The organism is Streptomyces sp. NPDC036813, assembly GCF_055609245.1.
The window spans coordinates 86199-103845 of the sequence record NZ_JBVJPV010000009.1 but is presented as its reverse complement, the minus strand read 5'-3'; the positions used below and the strand labels follow the sequence as shown (position 1 = coordinate 103845).

Sequence of the window (17647 nt, the reverse complement as noted above, 5' to 3'; positions counted from 1 at the left end):
CGGAGGGGCTGCTGGATGCGGTGCGTCCAGCCTCCCGCCCGGAGGCGTCGCGAACGAGGGTGCTGCCACGGAAGCCGGGGGTTCGGTTTACCCCACCCCGGGCCCGGAAGGCCGGTCAGCGGGCGCGGACCTCGTACGCCGTCACGCGGACCGTCTCGTCGTCCAGGCACTCCCCCGTCGCCAGGTCGAAGCGCTGCTTGAGCAGCGGGGAGGCGACGAAGGGGCGGCCCTGGTGGGTGCCGGTCAGGCCGCGGGAGAGGACCGCCGCGCCGGTGAAGGGGTCGCGGTTGTCCACGGCGTACAGCGTGCCGGAGCGGTCCTGGAAGACGGCCACCTGCCGGCCGTCGGGCAGCAGCGCGGCCACCCCGCGGCCCGGGATCAGGACGCTCAGGTCGCACACCGTGAACCAGTCGTCGGCGAGCTGGAGCTGGACCTTCAGGTCGGTGGTCTCGAGTGCCAGGGTCATCGCTGGGCGCTTCCTTCCAGGACGTCTGCCGGGTCTGCGGTGGGCCGCATGCCGAGGGTCAGCAGCGGCAGGTCGGGCTTGATCTGGTCGCGTTCGGGGACGAAGGCGACCACCGGGTCGGGGGTGTCCGGGGCGTTCACGAAGGACACGAACCGGGCGAGCTTCTCGGGGTCGTTGACGGTCTCGGCCCACTCGTCGCGGTAGTGCGCGACGTGCGCCCGCATCAGCGCCTCCAGATCGTCGCAGATGCCGAGCGAGTCGTGCACGACCACGTCCCGTACGTGGTCGAGGCCGCCCGGGATCCGCTCCAGCCAGGTGCTGGTGCGCTCCAGGCGGTCGGCGGTGCGGATGTAGAACATCAGGAACCGGTCGATCAGGCGCACCAGTTCGGCGTCGGACAGGTCCTGCGCGAGGAGGTCGGCGTGGCGCGGGGTCGCGCCGCCGTTGCCGCCGACGTACAGGTTCCAGCCGTTGGCGGTGGCGATGACCCCGAAGTCCTTCGACTGGGCCTCGGCGCACTCGCGCTGGCATCCGGAGACCGCCGACTTGAGCTTGTGCGGGGAGCGCAGGCCCCGGTAGCGCAGCTCCAGGTCGATCGCCATGCGGACGGAGTCCTGCACGCCGTAGCGGCACCAGGTGGAGCCCACGCAGGACTTCACCGTGCGCAGCGCCTTGCCGTAGGCGTGCCCCGACTCGAAACCGGCGTCCACCAAGCGAGCCCAGATCAGCGGGAGTTGCTCGACGCGGGCACCGAACATGTCGATCCGCTGACCACCGGTGATCTTCGTGTAGAGCCCGAAGTCGCGGGCGATCTCCCCGATCACGATGAGCTTCTCCGGGGTGATCTCGCCGCCGGGGATGCGGGGTACGACGGAGTAGGAGCCGTTCTTCTGGAGGTTGGCGAGGAAGTGGTCGTTGCTGTCCTGCAGCGCGGCCTGTTCGCCGTCGAGGACGTAGCCGCTCGCGCCGATCGCCGGGGCGAGGGAGGCGATGATCGAGCCGACGGCGGGCTTGCAGACCTCGCAGCCGTCACCACCCCGGGCGCCGTCACGGCCGTACCGGTCGAGGAGTTCCTGGTACGAGGGGATGCGCAGGGCGCGGACGATCTCGTACAGCTCCTCGCGGGTCTGCGAGAAGCAGCCGCACAGGCCCTTGTCGACCTCGACCCCGGACGCCTCCAGCTCGGCGGTGACCAGCTGCCCGAGCACCTTGACGCAACTGCCGCAGCCGGTGCCGGCCTTGGTGCACTTCTTCACCTCGGGCACGGTGGTGCACTTGTGGTCGGTGACCGCGCCGCGGATGGCGCCCTTGGTGACGTTGTGGCAGGAGCAGATGATGGCGTCGTCGGGCAGCGCGGAGGGCCCGAGCTGGGCGCCCGAGTCGACGCCGGCGGGCAGTACCAGTGACTCCGGCGCGATGGGCGGGACGGAACCGGTCAGGGCCCGCAGGGTGCCGTAGGCGTCCGCGTCGCCGACCAGGATGCCGCCCAGCAGGGTGCCGTCACGGCCGATGACCAGCTTCTTGTACAGGCCGGCGCGGGAGTCGGAGTAGACGACGTCCAGGCAGTCCTCGGCGGTGCCGTGCGCGTCACCGAAGGACGCCACGTCGACGCCGAGCAGCTTGAGCTTGGTGGACAGGTCGGCACCGGTGAAGGCGGCCTCGTCGCGGGCGATGGTCGCCGCCGCGGTCTCGGCCTGCTCGTACCCCGGCGCGACCAGCCCGTACACCCGCCCGTCGACCGCCTGCGCGCACTCGCCGATCGCGAAGACGTCCGGGTCGGTGACGGTACGGCACTGGGCGTCGACGGTGATCCCGCCGCGCTCCCCGACGGCCAGGCCGCAGTCGCGGGCGAGCTGGTCGCGGGGCCGGACACCGGCGGAGAAGATCACCATGTCGGTGGCGATCTCGGACCCGTCGGACAGCTTCATGCCGGTGACCGCGCCGTCGTCACCGGCGAGGATCTCCTGCGTGCCCACGCCGGTGTGCACCGACAGTCCCATGTCCGCGATGGTGCGCAGCAGGGCCGCGCCGCCGCCCTCGTCGACCTGCACGGGCATCAGCCGCGGCGCGAACTCCACGATGTGCGTGTCGACGCCGAGCCCCTTGAGCGCACCGGCGGCCTCCAGACCGAGCAGCCCGCCGCCGACGACGGCGCCCGTGGACGCGTTCTTGCCGGCGTACTCCTCGATGGCGAGCAGGTCCTCGATGGTGCGGTAGACGAAACAGCCGGTGGCGTCCTTGCCGGGGACGGGCGGGACGAAGGGGTAGGAGCCGGTGGCGAGGACGAGGGTGTCGTAGGCGAAGACCTGCCCCGACCTGGACGTGACCTTCTTCGCCTCGCGGTCGACGGTGACGGCGGGATCGCCGACGTACAGCTCGATGCCGTGCGTGGCGATGAACTCCATGTCGGTGACGGAGAGGTCGTCCGGCGTGCGGCCGGAGAAGTACGAGGTGAGGGCGACGCGGTCGTAGGCGGGACGCGGCTCCTCGCACAGCACGACCACGCGGTGCGTGGCGGTCAGCCCGCGCTCGGCGAGCGCTTCGAGGAAGCGCTGACCGACCATGCCGTGGCCGACGAGCACGATGGTGGGAACGTCCGTGGGGGCGACCGTGGGGGTGGCCTGGGCGGCGACCGTGGGGGTGGCCGGGGTCGTGTCCGTGGACATCAGGAGCCTCCGTCATGGGTGAGCAGGTGGAGCAGGGGGCCGCCGTTCGTCGGGAGCGGCTCTGCTCCCTCCCAGGCGCGGGCGAGCGCGCCGACGGTGCCGAGTTCGCCGACGAGGACCCCGCCGACCAGGCGGTCGTCGCGGACGACGACCTTGCGATAGGTGCCGCGGGTGGCGTCGGCGAGCTGCACGACGTCGTCGCCGGGCAGTGCGACGGTCTCGCCGAACGCGGCGAGGTCGAGACCGGCGAGGGTGAGACGGGTGAGGGAACGGGTGCCGGTGTAGCGGGCGCTGCCGTTTCCGGCGATCAACTCCGCGAGTACGTCGGCCTGTTCGAGTGCGGGCGCGGCAAGACCGTAGACGTTGCCGTCGTGCTGCGCGCAGTCCCCGAGGGCGTGGATGTGGGGATCGGACGTCCGGAGCCGGTCGTCGACGAGAATGCCCTTGTGGACGGCGAGCCCGGCGTCCTTGGCGAGCCCGACGCGCGGGTGCACGCCGCAGGCGAGGACGACGAGTTCGGCGTCGAGGGCGAACCCGTCGGCCATCTCCACGGAGCGCACCGCGCCGCCGACGCAGCGCACGTCGCGCACCCGGCACTCGGTGTGCACCTCGACGCCGAGGCCGGTCAGGTGCCGCTGGACCAGCGCGGACGCGTTCGGGTCGAGCTGGCGCTCCATGAGCCGTTCGGCCTGCTGGGCGAGGACGACCTGAGCACCCCGGACGGCGAGCGCGCGGGCGGCGGACACGCCGAGCAGCCCGCCCCCGATGACCACGGCCTTCACGCCGGGCCGTACGGCCTTCGACAGCCCGAGGCAGTCGTCAAGGGTGCGGAATGCGTGTACGCCGTGCGGCAGTTCGCGATCGGGCGTGAACAGCCCCCGAAGCGGGGGCAGCACCGAGTTGGAGCCGGTGGCCAGCACCAGCGTGTCGTAGGCGATCGCGGTGCCGTCGGCGCAGCGCACGGTGCGCTCGGCGCGGTCGATGCCGGTGACGCGGGCGCGGACGAGGCCGGCGGGCGCCGGGAGGGCGATCACATCGGCGCTGTAGCGCCCGGCCAGCACCTCGGCGAGCAGCACCCGGTTGTAGGGCCGGTGCTCCTCCTCGCCGACCAGCGTGGCGGCCACGCCCAGCTCACCGAGCCGCCGGGCGAGACGTACGCCCGCGAGCCCGGCGCCGATCACCACCACACGCGTTTTCGAGGTCATGCCATCGAGCGTGCGGGGCGGGTGTTTCCCGTCGGGTTCACCTCTGTTTCCCGGGAGGAACGCTGCCCTCAGCGGGGGTGGGGGGTGGGTGTGAGGGAGGGCGGGCGCTTTTCGGGGGCGGTGTGAGGGAGGACGAGGGCTGGTCGGGGGCGGTGTGAGGGAGGGCGAGGGCTGGTCGGGGGCGGTGTGAGGGAGCGGGGGCTGGTCGGGGGCGGTGCGCGGCGCCGGGCGCCCCCTCCCCCCTCTCCCCCGAGCCCACCCTCATCACAAAAGGGCCACAACGCCTTCACAAGCGGCAGTGCGGCGTTAGGTTCGTCAAACGATCAACCGTCACATCGGGGAGCAACCGCATGACGAACCCGTACGCCACGCCGTCCGCGACCCGCCCCCGTTGGGCGCGCAAGCGCTACGCCGTCCCTGCCCTGCTGCTGACCCTGTTCCTCGGCGTCGGCATCGGCGCGAGCGATGACAAGGGCGGTACGGCGTCGGACGCGAAGCCGGCGGCGGCGAGCCCCGTTCCCACGGCGACGGTGACCGCCACGGCCACGGTGACCGCCACAGCGACGGCGACGGCTGCCGCGAAGCCCGCGCCGACGGTGACGGTGACGACGAAGGTGACGACGACGAAGACGGTCACGGCGGAGCCGGCGGACGACACGTACGCGGACGGCGGCTCGGGGTCCGACTCGGGTGGCGGGAGCGCGTACTACGCCAACTGCAGCGAGGCCCGAGCGGCCGGCGCGGCCCCGTTGCACACGGGCGACCCCGGCTACTCCTCCCGCCTCGACCGGGACGGCGACGGGGTCGCGTGCGAGTGACCCGGGTACCCGGGTCTCAGTCCCGCCGGATCAACTCGGGGTCGATCCTGCGCCCGATGAGGGGCAAGGACCCGAGCGCGGCCACCACCAGGGCCCCGAGGGCACACCCGATCAGCAAGGGCACCCCGTCCCCGTCCCAGAAGATGTCCCCACCCCCGGTGACGAGATAGCTCGACTCGGCGGCCTTCCCGGCGACGACGGCGAACACGAGCCCGACAGCCAACGGCACGACGACCTGAGCGACCTGCACACCCCGCAGGGTCCAGGGCCTCGCCCCGAGCAAAGCCAAGGCGGTGACCTGCGAACGCCGCTCGACGGCCCGATCGGCGGACGCGACAAGGTAGGCGGCCACACCGATGACGAGCCCCAGGACCATGCCTACGGCGAGGAGCGTCTTGACGACGTCGACCTGGCGGAGGGCGTCCACGTTGATGCCGGCAGGCGTGACCTCGGTGGTCGGATCGATGCCTCCGATGCCGTCCAGGACCGAGCGAACGGTATCCGCGTCCGAGTTGCTGACGAGGGTGAGAAAGGCGTCCTCCAGCCGGAAACCGTCCGGCAGAGATGAGGGAGGCAGAAGGACGTCCCCGCTGTCGAGGGAGGAAAGACCAGTGCTGTCCGCGAAGCGGACCTGATCCTGGGGTACTTTCACCTCGAACACCCGCTGTTGTCCCCTCTCGTTTTTCAGCTGGAAGGGAAAGATGGTCCCTGGCTTGGTGTCCTGATCGGAATGCTGACCAGGATTCACGAGCCGTGCCGAACGTCCCTCAATGCAGTGCCCGAACTTCTCAGCCATGATGCGTGCATGGCGACACGTGGCGACAACCACGTGCAGGGACCGCATCGGTTCCCCGCCCGGACTGTAGGACTGGGTGTATGCGCTCACTGCGTATCCGCGAACGCCCGGCACCTTCTTGAAGGCCTTCTCGTGCTCCTGTGAGACTCCGTTGAGCGCAATGTCATACGACAGCACCGGTGCGTCGAACTTCGTCACCTGGTTCAGCTCGATGAGTACTCCCTGCACAAGCGAGGCGGCGAAGACCAAGAGGACCAAGCCAGTTGCCACCCGGAGAGCACCTCCGGGTTCCACCTCGTTGCGCCGCATGGCGAGCCCCAGGGAGACCGAGTGAGTCGAGCGGGCGATCGCTCGCGAGAGGACCTGGGACAGAAGAGGCAACGCCAGCACCAGCCCGAGACCGACCAGAGCAACGGCCATCGGCATCAGGACGGAAGAAATCTTGGTGTCACTGGGCGCATGGCCGGTCGCGCCGGCCACGCAGTACCCTGCCACGATCCCCAGCCCCGGAACGAGCGGCAGAAGGCCCCACTTCGTCGGAGGTTTGGTCACGGCACTGCGCCGCACCTCCAGTGGATTCGTTGCCGCGCGTCGGCCTCCGAAGCGGCCCACGAACCACGCCAGGGCAGGACAGCCCATGAGACACACCAGCACTGTGCCCACCGACAGCCTGCCATCGGACGGATACCACTTGAAACCTGGCAACCCGACTCTTGCCACGAACTGGTTGACAACCCAATAGGCGCCCAATCCGAGAAGCGCCCCACACAGAGCGGCTACCACGGTTTCAGCCGCGTTGACACGCTGCACGCCCTTCCTGCTAAGCCCCAAGAGTCGGAGAGCCGCCAACCGTCGAGCCCTTGCCGCCGCGGAGAGCCGGGCACAGACCCCCAGGAAGACAGCAAGCGGTAGAAGCACCACTCCTGCAAGGGTGAAGCGCACGATGTCGAGCGCGGAGGGCTCGACTGTGGGATACGGCGCGTACGACTTACCGAAATGAGAGATACGGCTCCCATCCTTGAGGACTCCCCGAGCAACACCGATGTACGCGAAAAGCTCGTCGGGATTGGACAGCCCTCGTGGTCCGACCTGCCCGTGCTCCCTGCCCGGGAGGAGTTGTGAAAGACCTGGCTCCCGCTCAAGAGCATCGTGCAGTCGGGGAGAGACGAACACCTCTCCGGGCAGGGGGAAGTGGGTCAATCCAGGAGGCGGCTCGGTCGGCAGGCTTCCGCGTGCGAGGAAGACCCGCGTCATCGGCCGCGACCCGTAGGCGTCCCGCCGCGTGAGCTCGAGTGCAGCCATGTCGCCGGAGCTGCACATTCCCGGCACCACCGACTTGCAATCCGGCTCCCGGGCCGCCTGTCGTGCGTCCTGCGTCGCGAGGATGCCCGGGATGGCAAGCACCATGGCCAGGCAGCACACACCGACCGCGCCGCCGAATACCATGAGGAAGAACCGCACACGATTACGCCCGCCGCTCCCCAGGAGCAGGCGAAGACCCAGGAGAAATTCCTTCAACACTGCTCCCGAGAATCTGCGACGAGAGCGCCGTCGCGCATGGTGTAACGGGTATCGGCGCGCGCGGCCACCTCGGCGTCGTGGGTGACCAGAACGACGGCCGTGCCCTGCGACCGCGCAAGTGCCAGGAACTCTTCCAGGACCGCCTTGGCGTTCGCGCTGTCGAGAGAGCCCGTCGGCTCGTCGGCGAAGACCACAGCAGGCTGATGCACCAACGCGCGAGCAACGGCGACGCGCTGGCTCTGCCCACCGGAAATCTGTGACGGTCTGCGCTGCCGGAGTTCATCGAGGCCCAGTCGCCCCAGCACGTCCCTGGCGGCAGCCAGTGCCTGGTGCTTCCGTTGGCCGGCCAGGCGCAACGGAAGGGCGGCGTTCTCCTCGACCGTCAACTCCGGCAGAAGTTCGCCGTACTGAAAGACGAACCCGAACCGCTCCCGCCGCAGAGCGCTGAGTTCTTCATCCTCCAGCTCAGTGAGTGCACGCCCTTCGAACCGCACTGTGCCCCGTGCAACGGGCAAGACGCCCGCCAGGCAATAGAGCAGCGACGACTTACCCGAGCCACTCTGCCCAGTGATCGCAGCGACTTCGCCACGGGAGACGGTCAGTTCAGCGTCGGTGACCGCCTGCATTTCCCCGTAGTAGAGATCGACGTCCTTCGCTGACAGGACTTCTTGTGTAGTGATGTTGTCCCCTAGAGCCTGGAGGCCCGAGTGACAGCACCCGGGCCTTGAGGTCGATCTGGTATTAGCCCAGGTTCCGCTTGCGACGGAATTCGTCGGAGCAGTTGTCGGGGTGCAGACTCCCCCGATCACGGCACGCCCTGATGCGAGCGTCACCCGTGTAGAGTTCGGCGCCGTCGAAGTCGGAGTGGTGCATATAGACAGTCCTGCGCTGCTTGCCGTAATAGCGCACCCAGTCATGGCCTGACACGCGGACCTGCATGTAGACGTTGTGTCCGTCGTTCGCCAGCTTGTCGACCAGGTAACCCGACCACTCGAACGAACCGTTGTTGTGAAGGGGCTCGTTGAGTCGGTAGTGCCCCCTCTCGAACTGCACGCCCGACGACGTCATGCTCGGTAGTCCCTGCCACGAAGCCGCTACGGCGACCCCAGCACCCGTGAGGAACATGCCGGCCGCGAGCACGCCCACAAATACCTTCTTCATCCCTCGCCTCTCTGAAGCCCGGAGGGGCATCCACTCCGGTGACTACAGAAGGTAATGGACTGGTAACGTGCTGAATCCTTCACTCATCGGACGACCACCACATCAGGTGATCCAGGCCGTAGCGTCAACGACGAAGCCGAGGCACCGAAGCGGGCGCCACCAGGGCGTATGCCCCTGCTCGGGTCGCCCGGGGACTGTCGCCATCCGAGTCCGCAACAAGCCGAGAGAAAGCAGGCCTTGCCCGCAGCACCGGTGGTCCGACGCGCCGCCGATCTCCGCCGGCAGGAGTTGGTCAGCGCCGTGGGACCGGCCCCAGTGCGTGACTGTCCACCAGAGCGGACGGCCAAGTCCCCTGCCGCGGGCCTTCGAAGGATGGCGGAGCACTGCGGTATGAGCCGGCGGCACCCGATCGCATCGCAGTGGATTTCCATGGGCCCGATCGCGCCGACGACTCGGGCCGCCGAGGACTGCGGCGAGCGCCCGTGCCGCAACCTCCCGCCTGCCTCCGGGAGTGCAGGAATGAGACGAACGTGTCCTGCACTGCAACCGGCCCCCTCGGTGAGTGCCCGCGCAGGGCCGCCAGGGTTGACGTGGTGGCCGCCCGGGACTGTGCCGCGACTCCCCGCCGGTCGGGGCGCCAGCAGCTCACCGCCCACCGTGACGGTACGGCGGCTCCCCACCCGTCGGTGGCATGCCGCCCCCCGGTGGGCTGACCAGCGGTACGCCGAAAGGGCGGCACCCCCGCACAAGGGTGCCGCCCTTTCTCCGTGGTCCGGAGCCGTCGCCGATCGGTGAGGGTCGGGTGACAAGCGACGGCTCCGGGGCTTGCCCGGCCTTCTTGGGCCGGGGCCCGGGCGTGCCCGGCCTTCGTGGGCCGGGGTCCGGGCCTCGGCCGGCCTTGCAGGCCGGGGCGCGTGGGCCCCGCATGGTCCACGCGCCCCGGAGGGGTCAGCGGTGGTCGCTGCCCTCCGACTGGGTCGCCGCGCGGCCGGCCTCCAGGCGGGCCACCGGGATACGGAACGGGGAGCAGGAGACGTAGTCCAGGCCGACCTCGTGGAAGAAGTGGACCGACTCCGGGTCACCACCGTGCTCGCCGCAGACGCCGAGCTTCAGGTCGGGGCGGGTCCGACGGCCCGCTTCGGCCGCCAGCTTCACCAGGGAGCCGACGCCGTCCTTGTCGATCGTTTCGAAGGGCGAGACTCCGAAGATGCCCTTCTCCAGGTACGCCGTGAAGAAGCTCGCCTCCACGTCGTCGCGGCTGAAGCCCCACACCGTCTGGGTCAGGTCGTTCGTGCCGAAGGAGAAGAACTCGGCGGCTTCCGCGATCTGGCCCGCCGTGAGCGCGGCGCGCGGCAGCTCGATCATCGTGCCGATCGCCAGGTTCAGGTCCGTGCCCGTCGCAGCCTGGACCTCCGCGATGACCCGGTCGGCCTCCTCGCGGACGATCTCCAGCTCCTGGACCGTGCCCACCAGCGGGATCATGATCTCGGCGCGCGGGTCGCCCTTGGCGTTCTTGCGCTCCGCCGCCGCCTCGGCGATCGCGCGGACCTGCATCGTGAACAGGCCCGGGATGACCAGGCCGAGGCGCACGCCGCGCAGGCCCAGCATCGGGTTCTGCTCGTGCAGGCGGTGCACGGCCTGGAGCAGGCGCAGGTCGTTCTCGTGCGGCTCCTGGCGGGACTCCGCCAGGGCCACGCGGACCGACAGCTCCGTGATGTCGGGCAGGAACTCGTGCAGCGGCGGGTCCAGCAGGCGGACGGTCACCGGGAGGCCGTCCATCGCCTCGAAGAGTTCGACGAAGTCCTTCTTCTGGAGAGGCAGGAGGGCCTTGAGGGACGCCTCGCGCTCTTCCTCCGTGTCCGCCAGGATCAGGCGCTCGACCAGCTCGCGGCGGTCGCCGAGGAACATGTGCTCCGTGCGGCACAGGCCGATGCCCTGGGCGCCGAAGCGGCGGGCGCGCAGCGCGTCTTCCGCGTTGTCCGCGTTCGCGCGCACCCGCAGGCGGCGCTTGCGGTCGGCGAACGCCATGATGCGGTGGACGGCCTCGACCAGCTCGTCGGCGTCGTCGGCGCCGGCGTGCATGCGGCCCTCGAAGTACTCGACCACGGGCGACGGGACGACCGGGACCTCGCCCAGGTACACCTTGCCGCTGGAGCCGTCGATGGAGATGACGTCGCCTTCCTCGACGACCTGGCCGCCCGGCACCGTCATCCGGCGGCGCTTGGTGTCGACCTCCAGCTCCTCCGCGCCGCAGACACAGGTCTTGCCCATGCCGCGCGCGACGACGGCCGCGTGGGAGGTCTTGCCGCCGCGCGAGGTCAGGATGCCCTCGGCGGCGATCATGCCGTCGAGGTCGTCGGGGTTGGTCTCGCGGCGGACCAGGATGACCTTCTCACCCGAGCGGGACCACTTCACCGCGGTGTAGGAGTCGAAGACGGCCTTGCCGACCGCCGCGCCCGGGGAGGCGGCGATGCCGCGGCCGACCTGCTGGACCTTGGCCTTCTCGTCGAAGCGCGGGAACATCAGCTGGGCGAGCTGGGCGCCGTTGACGCGCTGGAGGGCCTCCGCCTCGTCGATCAGGCCCTGGTCGACGAGCTGCGTGGCGATGCGGAAGGCCGCGGCCGCTGTGCGCTTGCCGACGCGGGTCTGCAGCATCCACAGCTTGCCGCGCTCGATGGTGAACTCGATGTCACAGAGATCCTTGTAGTGGTTCTCCAGGGTCTCCATGATCTGCATCAGCTCGTCGTACGACTTCTTGTCGAGCTTCTCCAGGTCCGCGAGCGGCACCGTGTTGCGGATGCCCGCGACGACGTCCTCGCCCTGCGCGTTCTGCAGGTAGTCGCCGTAGACACCCTGGTGGCCGGAGGCGGGGTCGCGGGTGAAGGCGACGCCGGTGCCGGAGTCGGGGCCGAGGTTGCCGAAGACCATCGAGCAGACGTTGACCGCGGTGCCCAGGTCGCCGGGGATGCGCTCCTGGCGGCGGTAGAGCTTGGCGCGGTCGCCGTTCCAGGAGTCGAAGACGGCGCGGATGGCGAGGTCCATCTGCTCGCGCGGGTCCTGCGGGAAGTCCCGGCCGGTCTCCTTCTTCACGATCTTCTTGAAGGTGGTGACCAGCTTCTTCAGATCGGCGGCCTCCAGCTCGGTGTCGACCGCGACCTTCTTGGCCTCCTTGGCCTTCTCCAGCGCGTCCTCGAAGAGCTCGCCGTCGACGCCGAGGACGGTCTTGCCGAACATCTGGATGAGGCGCCGGTAGGAGTCCCACGCGAAGCGCTCGTCGCCGGCCTGGTCGGCGAGGCCCTTCACGGACTTGTCCGAGAGGCCGATGTTGAGGACGGTGTCCATCATGCCCGGCATGGAGAACTTCGCGCCGGAGCGTACGGATACCAGGAGCGGGTTGTCGGCCTGGCCGAGCTTCTTGCCCATCCGGCTCTCCAGCGCGTCGAGGTGTGCGCTCACCTCGTCACGCAGTGCCGCCGGCTCCTCACCGCTGTCCAGGTAGACCCTGCAGGCCTCCGTGGTGATGGTGAAGCCGGGCGGGACCGGAAGGCCCAGGTTCGTCATCTCGGCGAGGTTCGCGCCCTTGCCGCCGAGGAGGTCCTTGAGGTCCTTGTTGCCCTCGGTGAAGTCGTAGACGAACTTCACGCCCTCAACGCTGTTGCCCGACGCGGGTCGCTGCTGATCTTTGTTTTCCGACACGGGTCTCGACTCCTCGAGGACGCGGTGGCTGCCCTGACGTCGAGGAACATACCCAGATCGAAGGCACCTGGGTACGTCCACTTGCACGTCATGCGCCTGTAACCAGTCGTCCGCCAGCGGATCGAAAGTCAAGGCTTGGCAAGCAACCGAGGCTTTTTGTTTTCACTTCTTGAACGCATCAACACCCGTAGACCGTGGCCGTCGCTCACATGAGCGGCTTCCAGCACGTCTGAGTTCGCCCAATGAACGATCAAGCGGTGGCACTCAGTGCCACCCTTTCAGAAGTGCAATCGCTCAAGATCCGCTCATCTGAGCGCAACCCTTATCAGGGGTGGCGAGAATCACGCTCCCACAAGGGGCGAGGTTTCACCATGCGGACGAGTATCCGGAACCGCCGAGCCGTCACACGCCGGGAGCCCGCAACCACTGCGCCGCCCAGCAACCGCTCCTCCCCGCGCCACCGGACCCCCACCCCGCGTCACCCGACCTGCGCCCGCGTCACACCCCCAGCGCCCGCAACCGCTCCTCCACCCGCTCCGGCGCGTACAGGTGCTCCACCACCAGCGCGCCCGCGCCCACCAGCGCCGCCCGCTCCCCCAGCCGCGAGGTCACCACCTCCAGATGAGCGGTGGAACGCGGCAGCGCCCGCTGGTACAGCAGCTCCCGTACGCCGGTGACGAACGCGGTGCCCGCGAGATCACCCGCGATCATCAGCACGCCCGGGTTGAGCAGCGTCACCACCGTCGCCAGCACCTCGCCGACCCGGCGTCCCGCCTCCCGCGCCAGACCCACCGCCTCCGGATGCCCGGCCGCCAGCAGCTCCCGCACATCCGAACCGGACGCCGCGGGCACCCCCGCCTCCGCCAGCCGCCGCGCCACGGCACCGCCGCTCGCGACGGCCGCGAGGCAGCCGTAGGAACCGCAGCGGCACAGCGCCCGCTCGCCGTCCGGCACCCGGATGTGCCCGATGTCGCCGGCGCCGCCGTCGATGCCCCGGTAGACGGATCCGTCCACCACCACGCCCGCGCCGATGCCGGTGGACACCTTGACCAGGGCGAACGCCGAGCAGCCGGGGTACGAGGTGCGCTGTTCGCCGTACGCCATCAGGTTCGCGTCGTTGTCGACCAGGACCGGGACCGTGGGCAGGCCGGTGTGGTCGGTGAAGGCTCGGGCGAGGCGCCCTGTTATGTCGTAACCGTCCCAGCCCGGCATGATCGGCGGCTGCACCACCCGGCCCGACTCGCTGTCCACCGGGCCCGGCACGGCCAGCCCGATGCCGCACACCTGAGCGGCCTGGCGTCCGGCCTCGGCCGGCAGCTCGGCGAACCAGCGGCCCAGCTCGCCGAGGACGGCCTCGGGTCCGTCGTCGACCGCCAGGGTTCCGGTGCGTTCGGCGAGGATCTCGCCGGTCAGGGTCAGCAGCGCCGCCCGGGCGTGCCGGGTGTCCAGGTCGGCTGCGAGGACGAGCGCGTGCTCACCGTCGAACTCGAGGGTGATGGAGGGGCGGCCGCCCAGCGGGGAGTCGACGGGTCCGCCGGCGCCCTCGCGCAGCCAGCCCGCGCGGAACAGCCGGTCCAGGCGCTGGCCGACGGTCGCGCGGGACAGCCCGGTCGCCTGTTGCAGCGCTCCGCGCGTCGTCGCGCGCCCGCTGCGCACCAGCTCGAGCAGGTCCCCGGCGCCGGTCTGCACCGTGCCGCGCCCGGCCCTGCCGGGCCGTACGGCCTCTCCGGTCCGCCCGGTCCACCCGGCTTCTGTGGCCCGTCCCGTCATGCCCGCACCCCCTTGCGTTTCCCCATCCTGCATTACACAGTGGGTTCTGCGTGTTAAATAGACGTAACCCTAGGTGGTCCCGGCCGGTCCGCTCGGCCGCACGTCTTTCGGGGGTCCCGAGTGGATCGCACGGCTCAGCTCACCACCCGCCGCACCGAGCGGGACACCGCCCACGATCCCTCACCCGCGCCCGCCGAGCTGCGCGGCAGAGCGGCAGCCGTACTGCGCGCCAACTGGACCGGCACCTCCACCGTGCCCTCCCGCACCCTGTATCCGCACCAGTGGTCGTGGGACTCCGCGTTCATCGCGATCGGGCTCAGGCACCTCTCACCGTTACAGGCGCAGACCGAGCTGGAGACGCTGCTGGCGGCGCAGTGGGGCGACGGGCGTGTGCCGCACATCGTCTTCAACCCCGCCGTTCCCTTCGACGCCTACTTCCCCAGCCCCGACTTCTGGCGCTCCACCGGCGCCGGCCGCGCCGCCGGCGCCCCGCGCACCGTACAGACGTCGGGCATCGTGCAGCCACCGGTGCACGCGCTGGCCGCCTGGCTGGTGCACCGGGCCGACCCGGAGCTGTCCCGGGCGCGCGGCTTCCTCGCCGGGCTGTATCCCAGGCTGGCCGCCTGGCACCGGTATCTGCTGCACCGACGGGACCTGGGCGGCGGCGGGCTCGTGTCCGTGGTGCACCCCTGGGAGCAGGGCATGGACAACAGCCCCTGCTGGGATGCGCCGCTCGCCCGCGTCACCCCCGCCCCGGCCCGCTCCTTCTGCCGCGCCGACCTCGACCACGGAGCGGCGGAGGACCGGCCGACCGACCTGGACTACGGGCGGTACGTGCGCCTCGCCGCCGACTACCGGGACCGCGGATACGCCGACGGGAAGGGCGACTTCGCCGTCGAGGACCCCGCCTTCAACGCCCTGCTCATCGCCTCCGAGCACGCCCTTGCACGGATCGCGCACGAGCTGGGCGCGTCCGGTGCGGCCCGCCAGGCGCGCGCCGAGCGGCTGACCGGGGCGCTCGTGGAGCGGCTGTGGGACCCGGCGCGGTCCCTGTTCTTCTGCCGGGACGTCGTCGGCGGCGAGCTGATCGGCGAGCGCGGGGTGTCCGGGCTGATCCCGCTGCTGCTGCCGGCGCTGCCACGCGAGCAGGCCGCGGCGCTGGTCGCGACGCTCACCGGCCCGCACTTCGGCCTCGGCACCACCACCCGCCTGGTGCCCAGCTACGACCTGCTCGGCGAGTCCTTCGACCCGCACCGCTACTGGCGGGGCCCGGCCTGGTTCAACACCGGCTGGCTGATCGAGCGCGGACTGAGAACCCACGGCGAGCGGGAGCGGGCCGACGCGCTCGCGCGGGCACTGGTGGCCACCGCCGCCGCGTCCGGTTTCGCCGAGTACGTCGACCCGTACACCGGTGAGCCGTGCGGGACGCGGGACTTCGGCTGGACGGCGGCGCTCACGCTCGACCTGTTGCACGGCGCGCCAGGGCGGTCCACGGGCGCGGGCGTGTCCCCGGGGGCCGGCGAGATGTTCGGAAAGAGCAGCGACAGGGACTCAAGGGGAGGGGACGGGGGATGACCGACCGGCATCATCTGCTCGTGTACGGAGGGACGTTCGCCGCCGTGGGCGACGGCGGCGACATCACCGGGGTGCGCGGCGGGCACGTGCCCGACGGGCTGTTCGTCCGGGACGGGCGGCATCTGAGCCGCTGGCAGCTGACCGTCGACGGTGCGGTGCCCGAGGCGCTGACGCCGGTCGCGGGCGGGGACACCGCGCGATGCGTGCTGGTGCCGCGCGGCGGCCGCGACGAGCCGCCCGCGTACACGCTGTTCCGGGAGCAGGCCGTCGGGGACGGCTCGTTCGTGGAGGAACTGCGGGTGGTCGGCAACCGGCCGGTGCCGGTCACGGTCCGGCTGGCGCTGACCGTCGACGCCGACTTCGCCGACCAGTTCGAGCTGCGCTCCGACCACCGCACCTACGCCAAGCTCGGCGTCGTGCGCTCCCGCCAAGTGCTCGACGACGGCCTGGAGTTCACCTACCGGCGTGGGCAGTGGCGCTCGTGCACGACGGTCACGGCGGACCCGGCGCCGGACGCCGTCGAGGAGACCGGCACGGGCGCGCGGCGGATGGTGTGGACGCTGGACCTGCCGGCGCACGGCACGGCCGGACTGACCCTGCGGGTGATGGCCCGGCCGCACGGCGACCAGCGGGCGCTGCGCGTGCCGCGCTCCCCGCGGTCGGTCACCGACCGGCTGCGGGCGGACGAGGAGAGGTTCCTCGAAGGCGTGGCCTTCCCGACCGGCTGGCCGGAGCTGGCCGCGGCCTGCGCGCGCGGCCTCGCCGACCTCGCCGCGCTCCAGGTGCCGGCGCGCGGACCGGACGGTGAGGAGCTGCGGGTGCCCGCGGCGGGCGCGCCCTGGTACCTGACGCTGCTCGGCCGGGACGCCCTGCTCACCTCGCTGTTCGCCCTCCCCTACCGGCCCCGGCCGGCCGCCGACACGCTCCTCGCGCTCGCCGCGACCCAGGCCGGCGAGGAAGGGACGGCGCCGGTCGCGCAGCCCGGCAAGATCGTGCACGAGGTACGCCACGGCGAGCTGGCCCACTTCGGGCAGGTGCCGTACGCCCGCTACTACGGCTCGGTCGACGCGACCCCGCTCTTCCTCGTCCTGCTCGGCGCGTACGTCGAGCAGACCGGCGACACCGAACTGGGCCGCCGGCTCCAGCCGCACGCCCGCGCGGCCGTGACCTGGATGCTGGACCACGGCGGCCTCACCTCCCGCGGCTACCTGGTCTACCGCGCCGACCGCGGGGGTCTCGCCAACCAGAACTGGAAGGACTCGCCCGGCGCGATCTGCTCCGCCGACGGCACCCGGCCCGGCGGCCCGGTGATGGCGGCGGGCGCCCAGGGCTACGCCTACGACGCGCTGCGCCGCACGGCGTGGCTGGCGCGCACGGTGTGGCGGGACGAGGCGTACGCGGCGCTGCTGGAACAGGCCGCCGCCGATCTGCGCGACCGTTTCCAGCGGGACTTCTGGATGCCGGAGCAGGACTTCCCGGCGCTGGCCCTGGACGGAGCGGGCCGCCGGGTCGACGCGCTGGCCTCGGACGCCGGGCATCTGCTGTGGTCGGGGCTGCTGGACAAGGAGTACGGCGAGCAGGTCGGCCGTCGTCTGCTGGAGGCGGACTTCTTCTCGGGCTGGGGCGTGCGCACGCTGGCGGCGGGGCAGCCGGCGTACCACCCGCTGTCGTACCACCGCGGTTCGGTGTGGCCGCACGACAACGCGGTCATCGCGCTCGGGCTGGCGCGATACGGGTTGCACGACGAGGCGCGGGTCGTCGCGCGGGGGCTGGTCGACGCGGCGGTGGTCAGCGGGCACCGGCTGCCGGAGGTGTGGGCCGGGTACGGGCGGCAGGCGCACGGGGAGCCGGTGCCGTATCCGCATGCGTGTGTGCGGGAGGCCCGGTCCGCGGCGGCACCGCTCGCTGTTCTCACAGCTGTGGGCGGTGTCTAGGGAGCACCGTTTGCCGGTTGTTTGCTCGGCCCTCGTGAA

At 71.0% G+C, this 17647-nt stretch carries 11 protein-coding genes; 3 read left to right on the top strand and 8 right to left on the bottom strand.

The window, feature by feature from the left end; genetic code table 11:
* Positions 1-115: 115 nt before the first annotated feature.
* From nirD to ACZ67Q_RS19900, 3 genes are all read right to left on the bottom strand, one after another.
* Positions 116-466: a nitrite reductase small subunit NirD gene (gene nirD, locus ACZ67Q_RS19910; protein WP_471183675.1), complete on the bottom strand. Its 351-nt coding sequence runs from the start codon at positions 464-466 to the stop codon at positions 116-118.
* On the bottom strand, positions 463-3030 hold the full coding sequence (gene nirB, locus ACZ67Q_RS19905; protein ID WP_471184221.1) for a nitrite reductase large subunit NirB: 2568 nt from the start codon (positions 3028-3030) through the stop codon (positions 463-465). Before nirB ends, nirD begins: the two co-directional genes overlap by 4 nt.
* Positions 3031-3131: 101 nt before the next feature.
* Positions 3132-4337 carry an NAD(P)/FAD-dependent oxidoreductase gene (locus ACZ67Q_RS19900; protein ID WP_471183672.1) on the bottom strand — a complete coding sequence of 402 codons (1206 nt, stop codon included), beginning with the start codon at positions 4335-4337 and terminating at the stop codon, positions 3132-3134.
* Between the two features lie 350 nt (positions 4338-4687).
* On the opposite strand from ACZ67Q_RS19900, the gene ACZ67Q_RS19895 reads away from it, so the two are divergent.
* Positions 4688-5155, top strand: coding sequence for an excalibur calcium-binding domain-containing protein (locus ACZ67Q_RS19895; protein WP_471183670.1), 468 nt, complete (start codon positions 4688-4690; stop codon positions 5153-5155).
* Between the two features lie 16 nt (positions 5156-5171).
* Here the strand turns inward: ACZ67Q_RS19895 and ACZ67Q_RS19890 are convergent, their stop codons facing one another.
* From ACZ67Q_RS19890 to ACZ67Q_RS19870, 5 genes are all read right to left on the bottom strand, one after another.
* Positions 5172-7472: an FtsX-like permease family protein gene (locus ACZ67Q_RS19890; RefSeq protein ID WP_471183668.1), complete on the bottom strand. Its 2301-nt coding sequence runs from the start codon at positions 7470-7472 to the stop codon at positions 5172-5174.
* Entirely contained in the window at positions 7466-8152 is a 687-nt protein-coding gene (locus ACZ67Q_RS19885) for an ABC transporter ATP-binding protein (RefSeq protein ID WP_471184218.1), read from the bottom strand. The genes ACZ67Q_RS19890 and ACZ67Q_RS19885 overlap by 7 nt, the downstream gene beginning before the upstream one ends.
* Before the next feature lie 61 nt (positions 8153-8213).
* A complete protein-coding gene (locus tag ACZ67Q_RS19880) occupies positions 8214-8633 on the bottom strand; it encodes a hypothetical protein (RefSeq protein WP_471183665.1) in 420 nt (139 codons plus the stop codon).
* Positions 8634-9581: 948 nt separating this feature from the next.
* The gene (ppdK, locus tag ACZ67Q_RS19875) at positions 9582-12329 is read right to left on the bottom strand and encodes a pyruvate, phosphate dikinase (RefSeq protein ID WP_471183663.1); all 2748 of its coding nucleotides are present in this window, start codon (positions 12327-12329) and stop codon (positions 9582-9584) included.
* Positions 12330-12827: 498 nt separating this feature from the next.
* Positions 12828-14099, bottom strand: a complete 1272-nt coding sequence (locus ACZ67Q_RS19870; protein ID WP_471183660.1) for an ROK family protein — start codon at positions 14097-14099, stop codon at positions 12828-12830.
* Between the two features lie 120 nt (positions 14100-14219).
* Between ACZ67Q_RS19870 and ACZ67Q_RS19865 the strand changes: the two genes are divergently transcribed.
* Together ACZ67Q_RS19865 and ACZ67Q_RS19860 are read left to right on the top strand one after the other, a co-directional pair.
* The gene (locus ACZ67Q_RS19865) at positions 14220-15674 is read left to right on the top strand and encodes an MGH1-like glycoside hydrolase domain-containing protein (protein WP_471183657.1); all 1455 of its coding nucleotides are present in this window, start codon (positions 14220-14222) and stop codon (positions 15672-15674) included.
* Entirely contained in the window at positions 15671-17608 is a 1938-nt protein-coding gene (locus ACZ67Q_RS19860) for an amylo-alpha-1,6-glucosidase (RefSeq protein WP_471183655.1), read from the top strand. Before ACZ67Q_RS19865 ends, ACZ67Q_RS19860 begins: the two co-directional genes overlap by 4 nt.
* Positions 17609-17647: the final 39 nt, after the last annotated feature.

Excerpts from the sequence above, each read along its gene's own strand:
- nirD (WP_471183675.1), bottom strand. The coding sequence starts at position 466 with ATGACCCTGGCACTCGAGACCACCGACCTGAAGGTCCAGCTCCAGCTC.
- nirB (WP_471184221.1), bottom strand. The coding sequence starts at position 3,030 with ATGGTCGGTCAGCGCTTCCTCGAAGCGCTCGCCGAGCGCGGGCTGACC.
- ACZ67Q_RS19900 (WP_471183672.1), bottom strand. The coding sequence starts at position 4,337 with ATGACCTCGAAAACGCGTGTGGTGGTGATCGGCGCCGGGCTCGCGGGC.
- ACZ67Q_RS19895 (WP_471183670.1), top strand. The coding sequence starts at position 4,688 with ATGACGAACCCGTACGCCACGCCGTCCGCGACCCGCCCCCGTTGGGCG.
- ACZ67Q_RS19880 (WP_471183665.1), bottom strand. The coding sequence starts at position 8,633 with ATGAAGAAGGTATTTGTGGGCGTGCTCGCGGCCGGCATGTTCCTCACG.
- ACZ67Q_RS19870 (WP_471183660.1), bottom strand. The coding sequence starts at position 14,099 with ATGACGGGACGGGCCACAGAAGCCGGGTGGACCGGGCGGACCGGAGAG.
- ACZ67Q_RS19860 (WP_471183655.1), top strand. The coding sequence starts at position 15,671 with ATGACCGACCGGCATCATCTGCTCGTGTACGGAGGGACGTTCGCCGCC.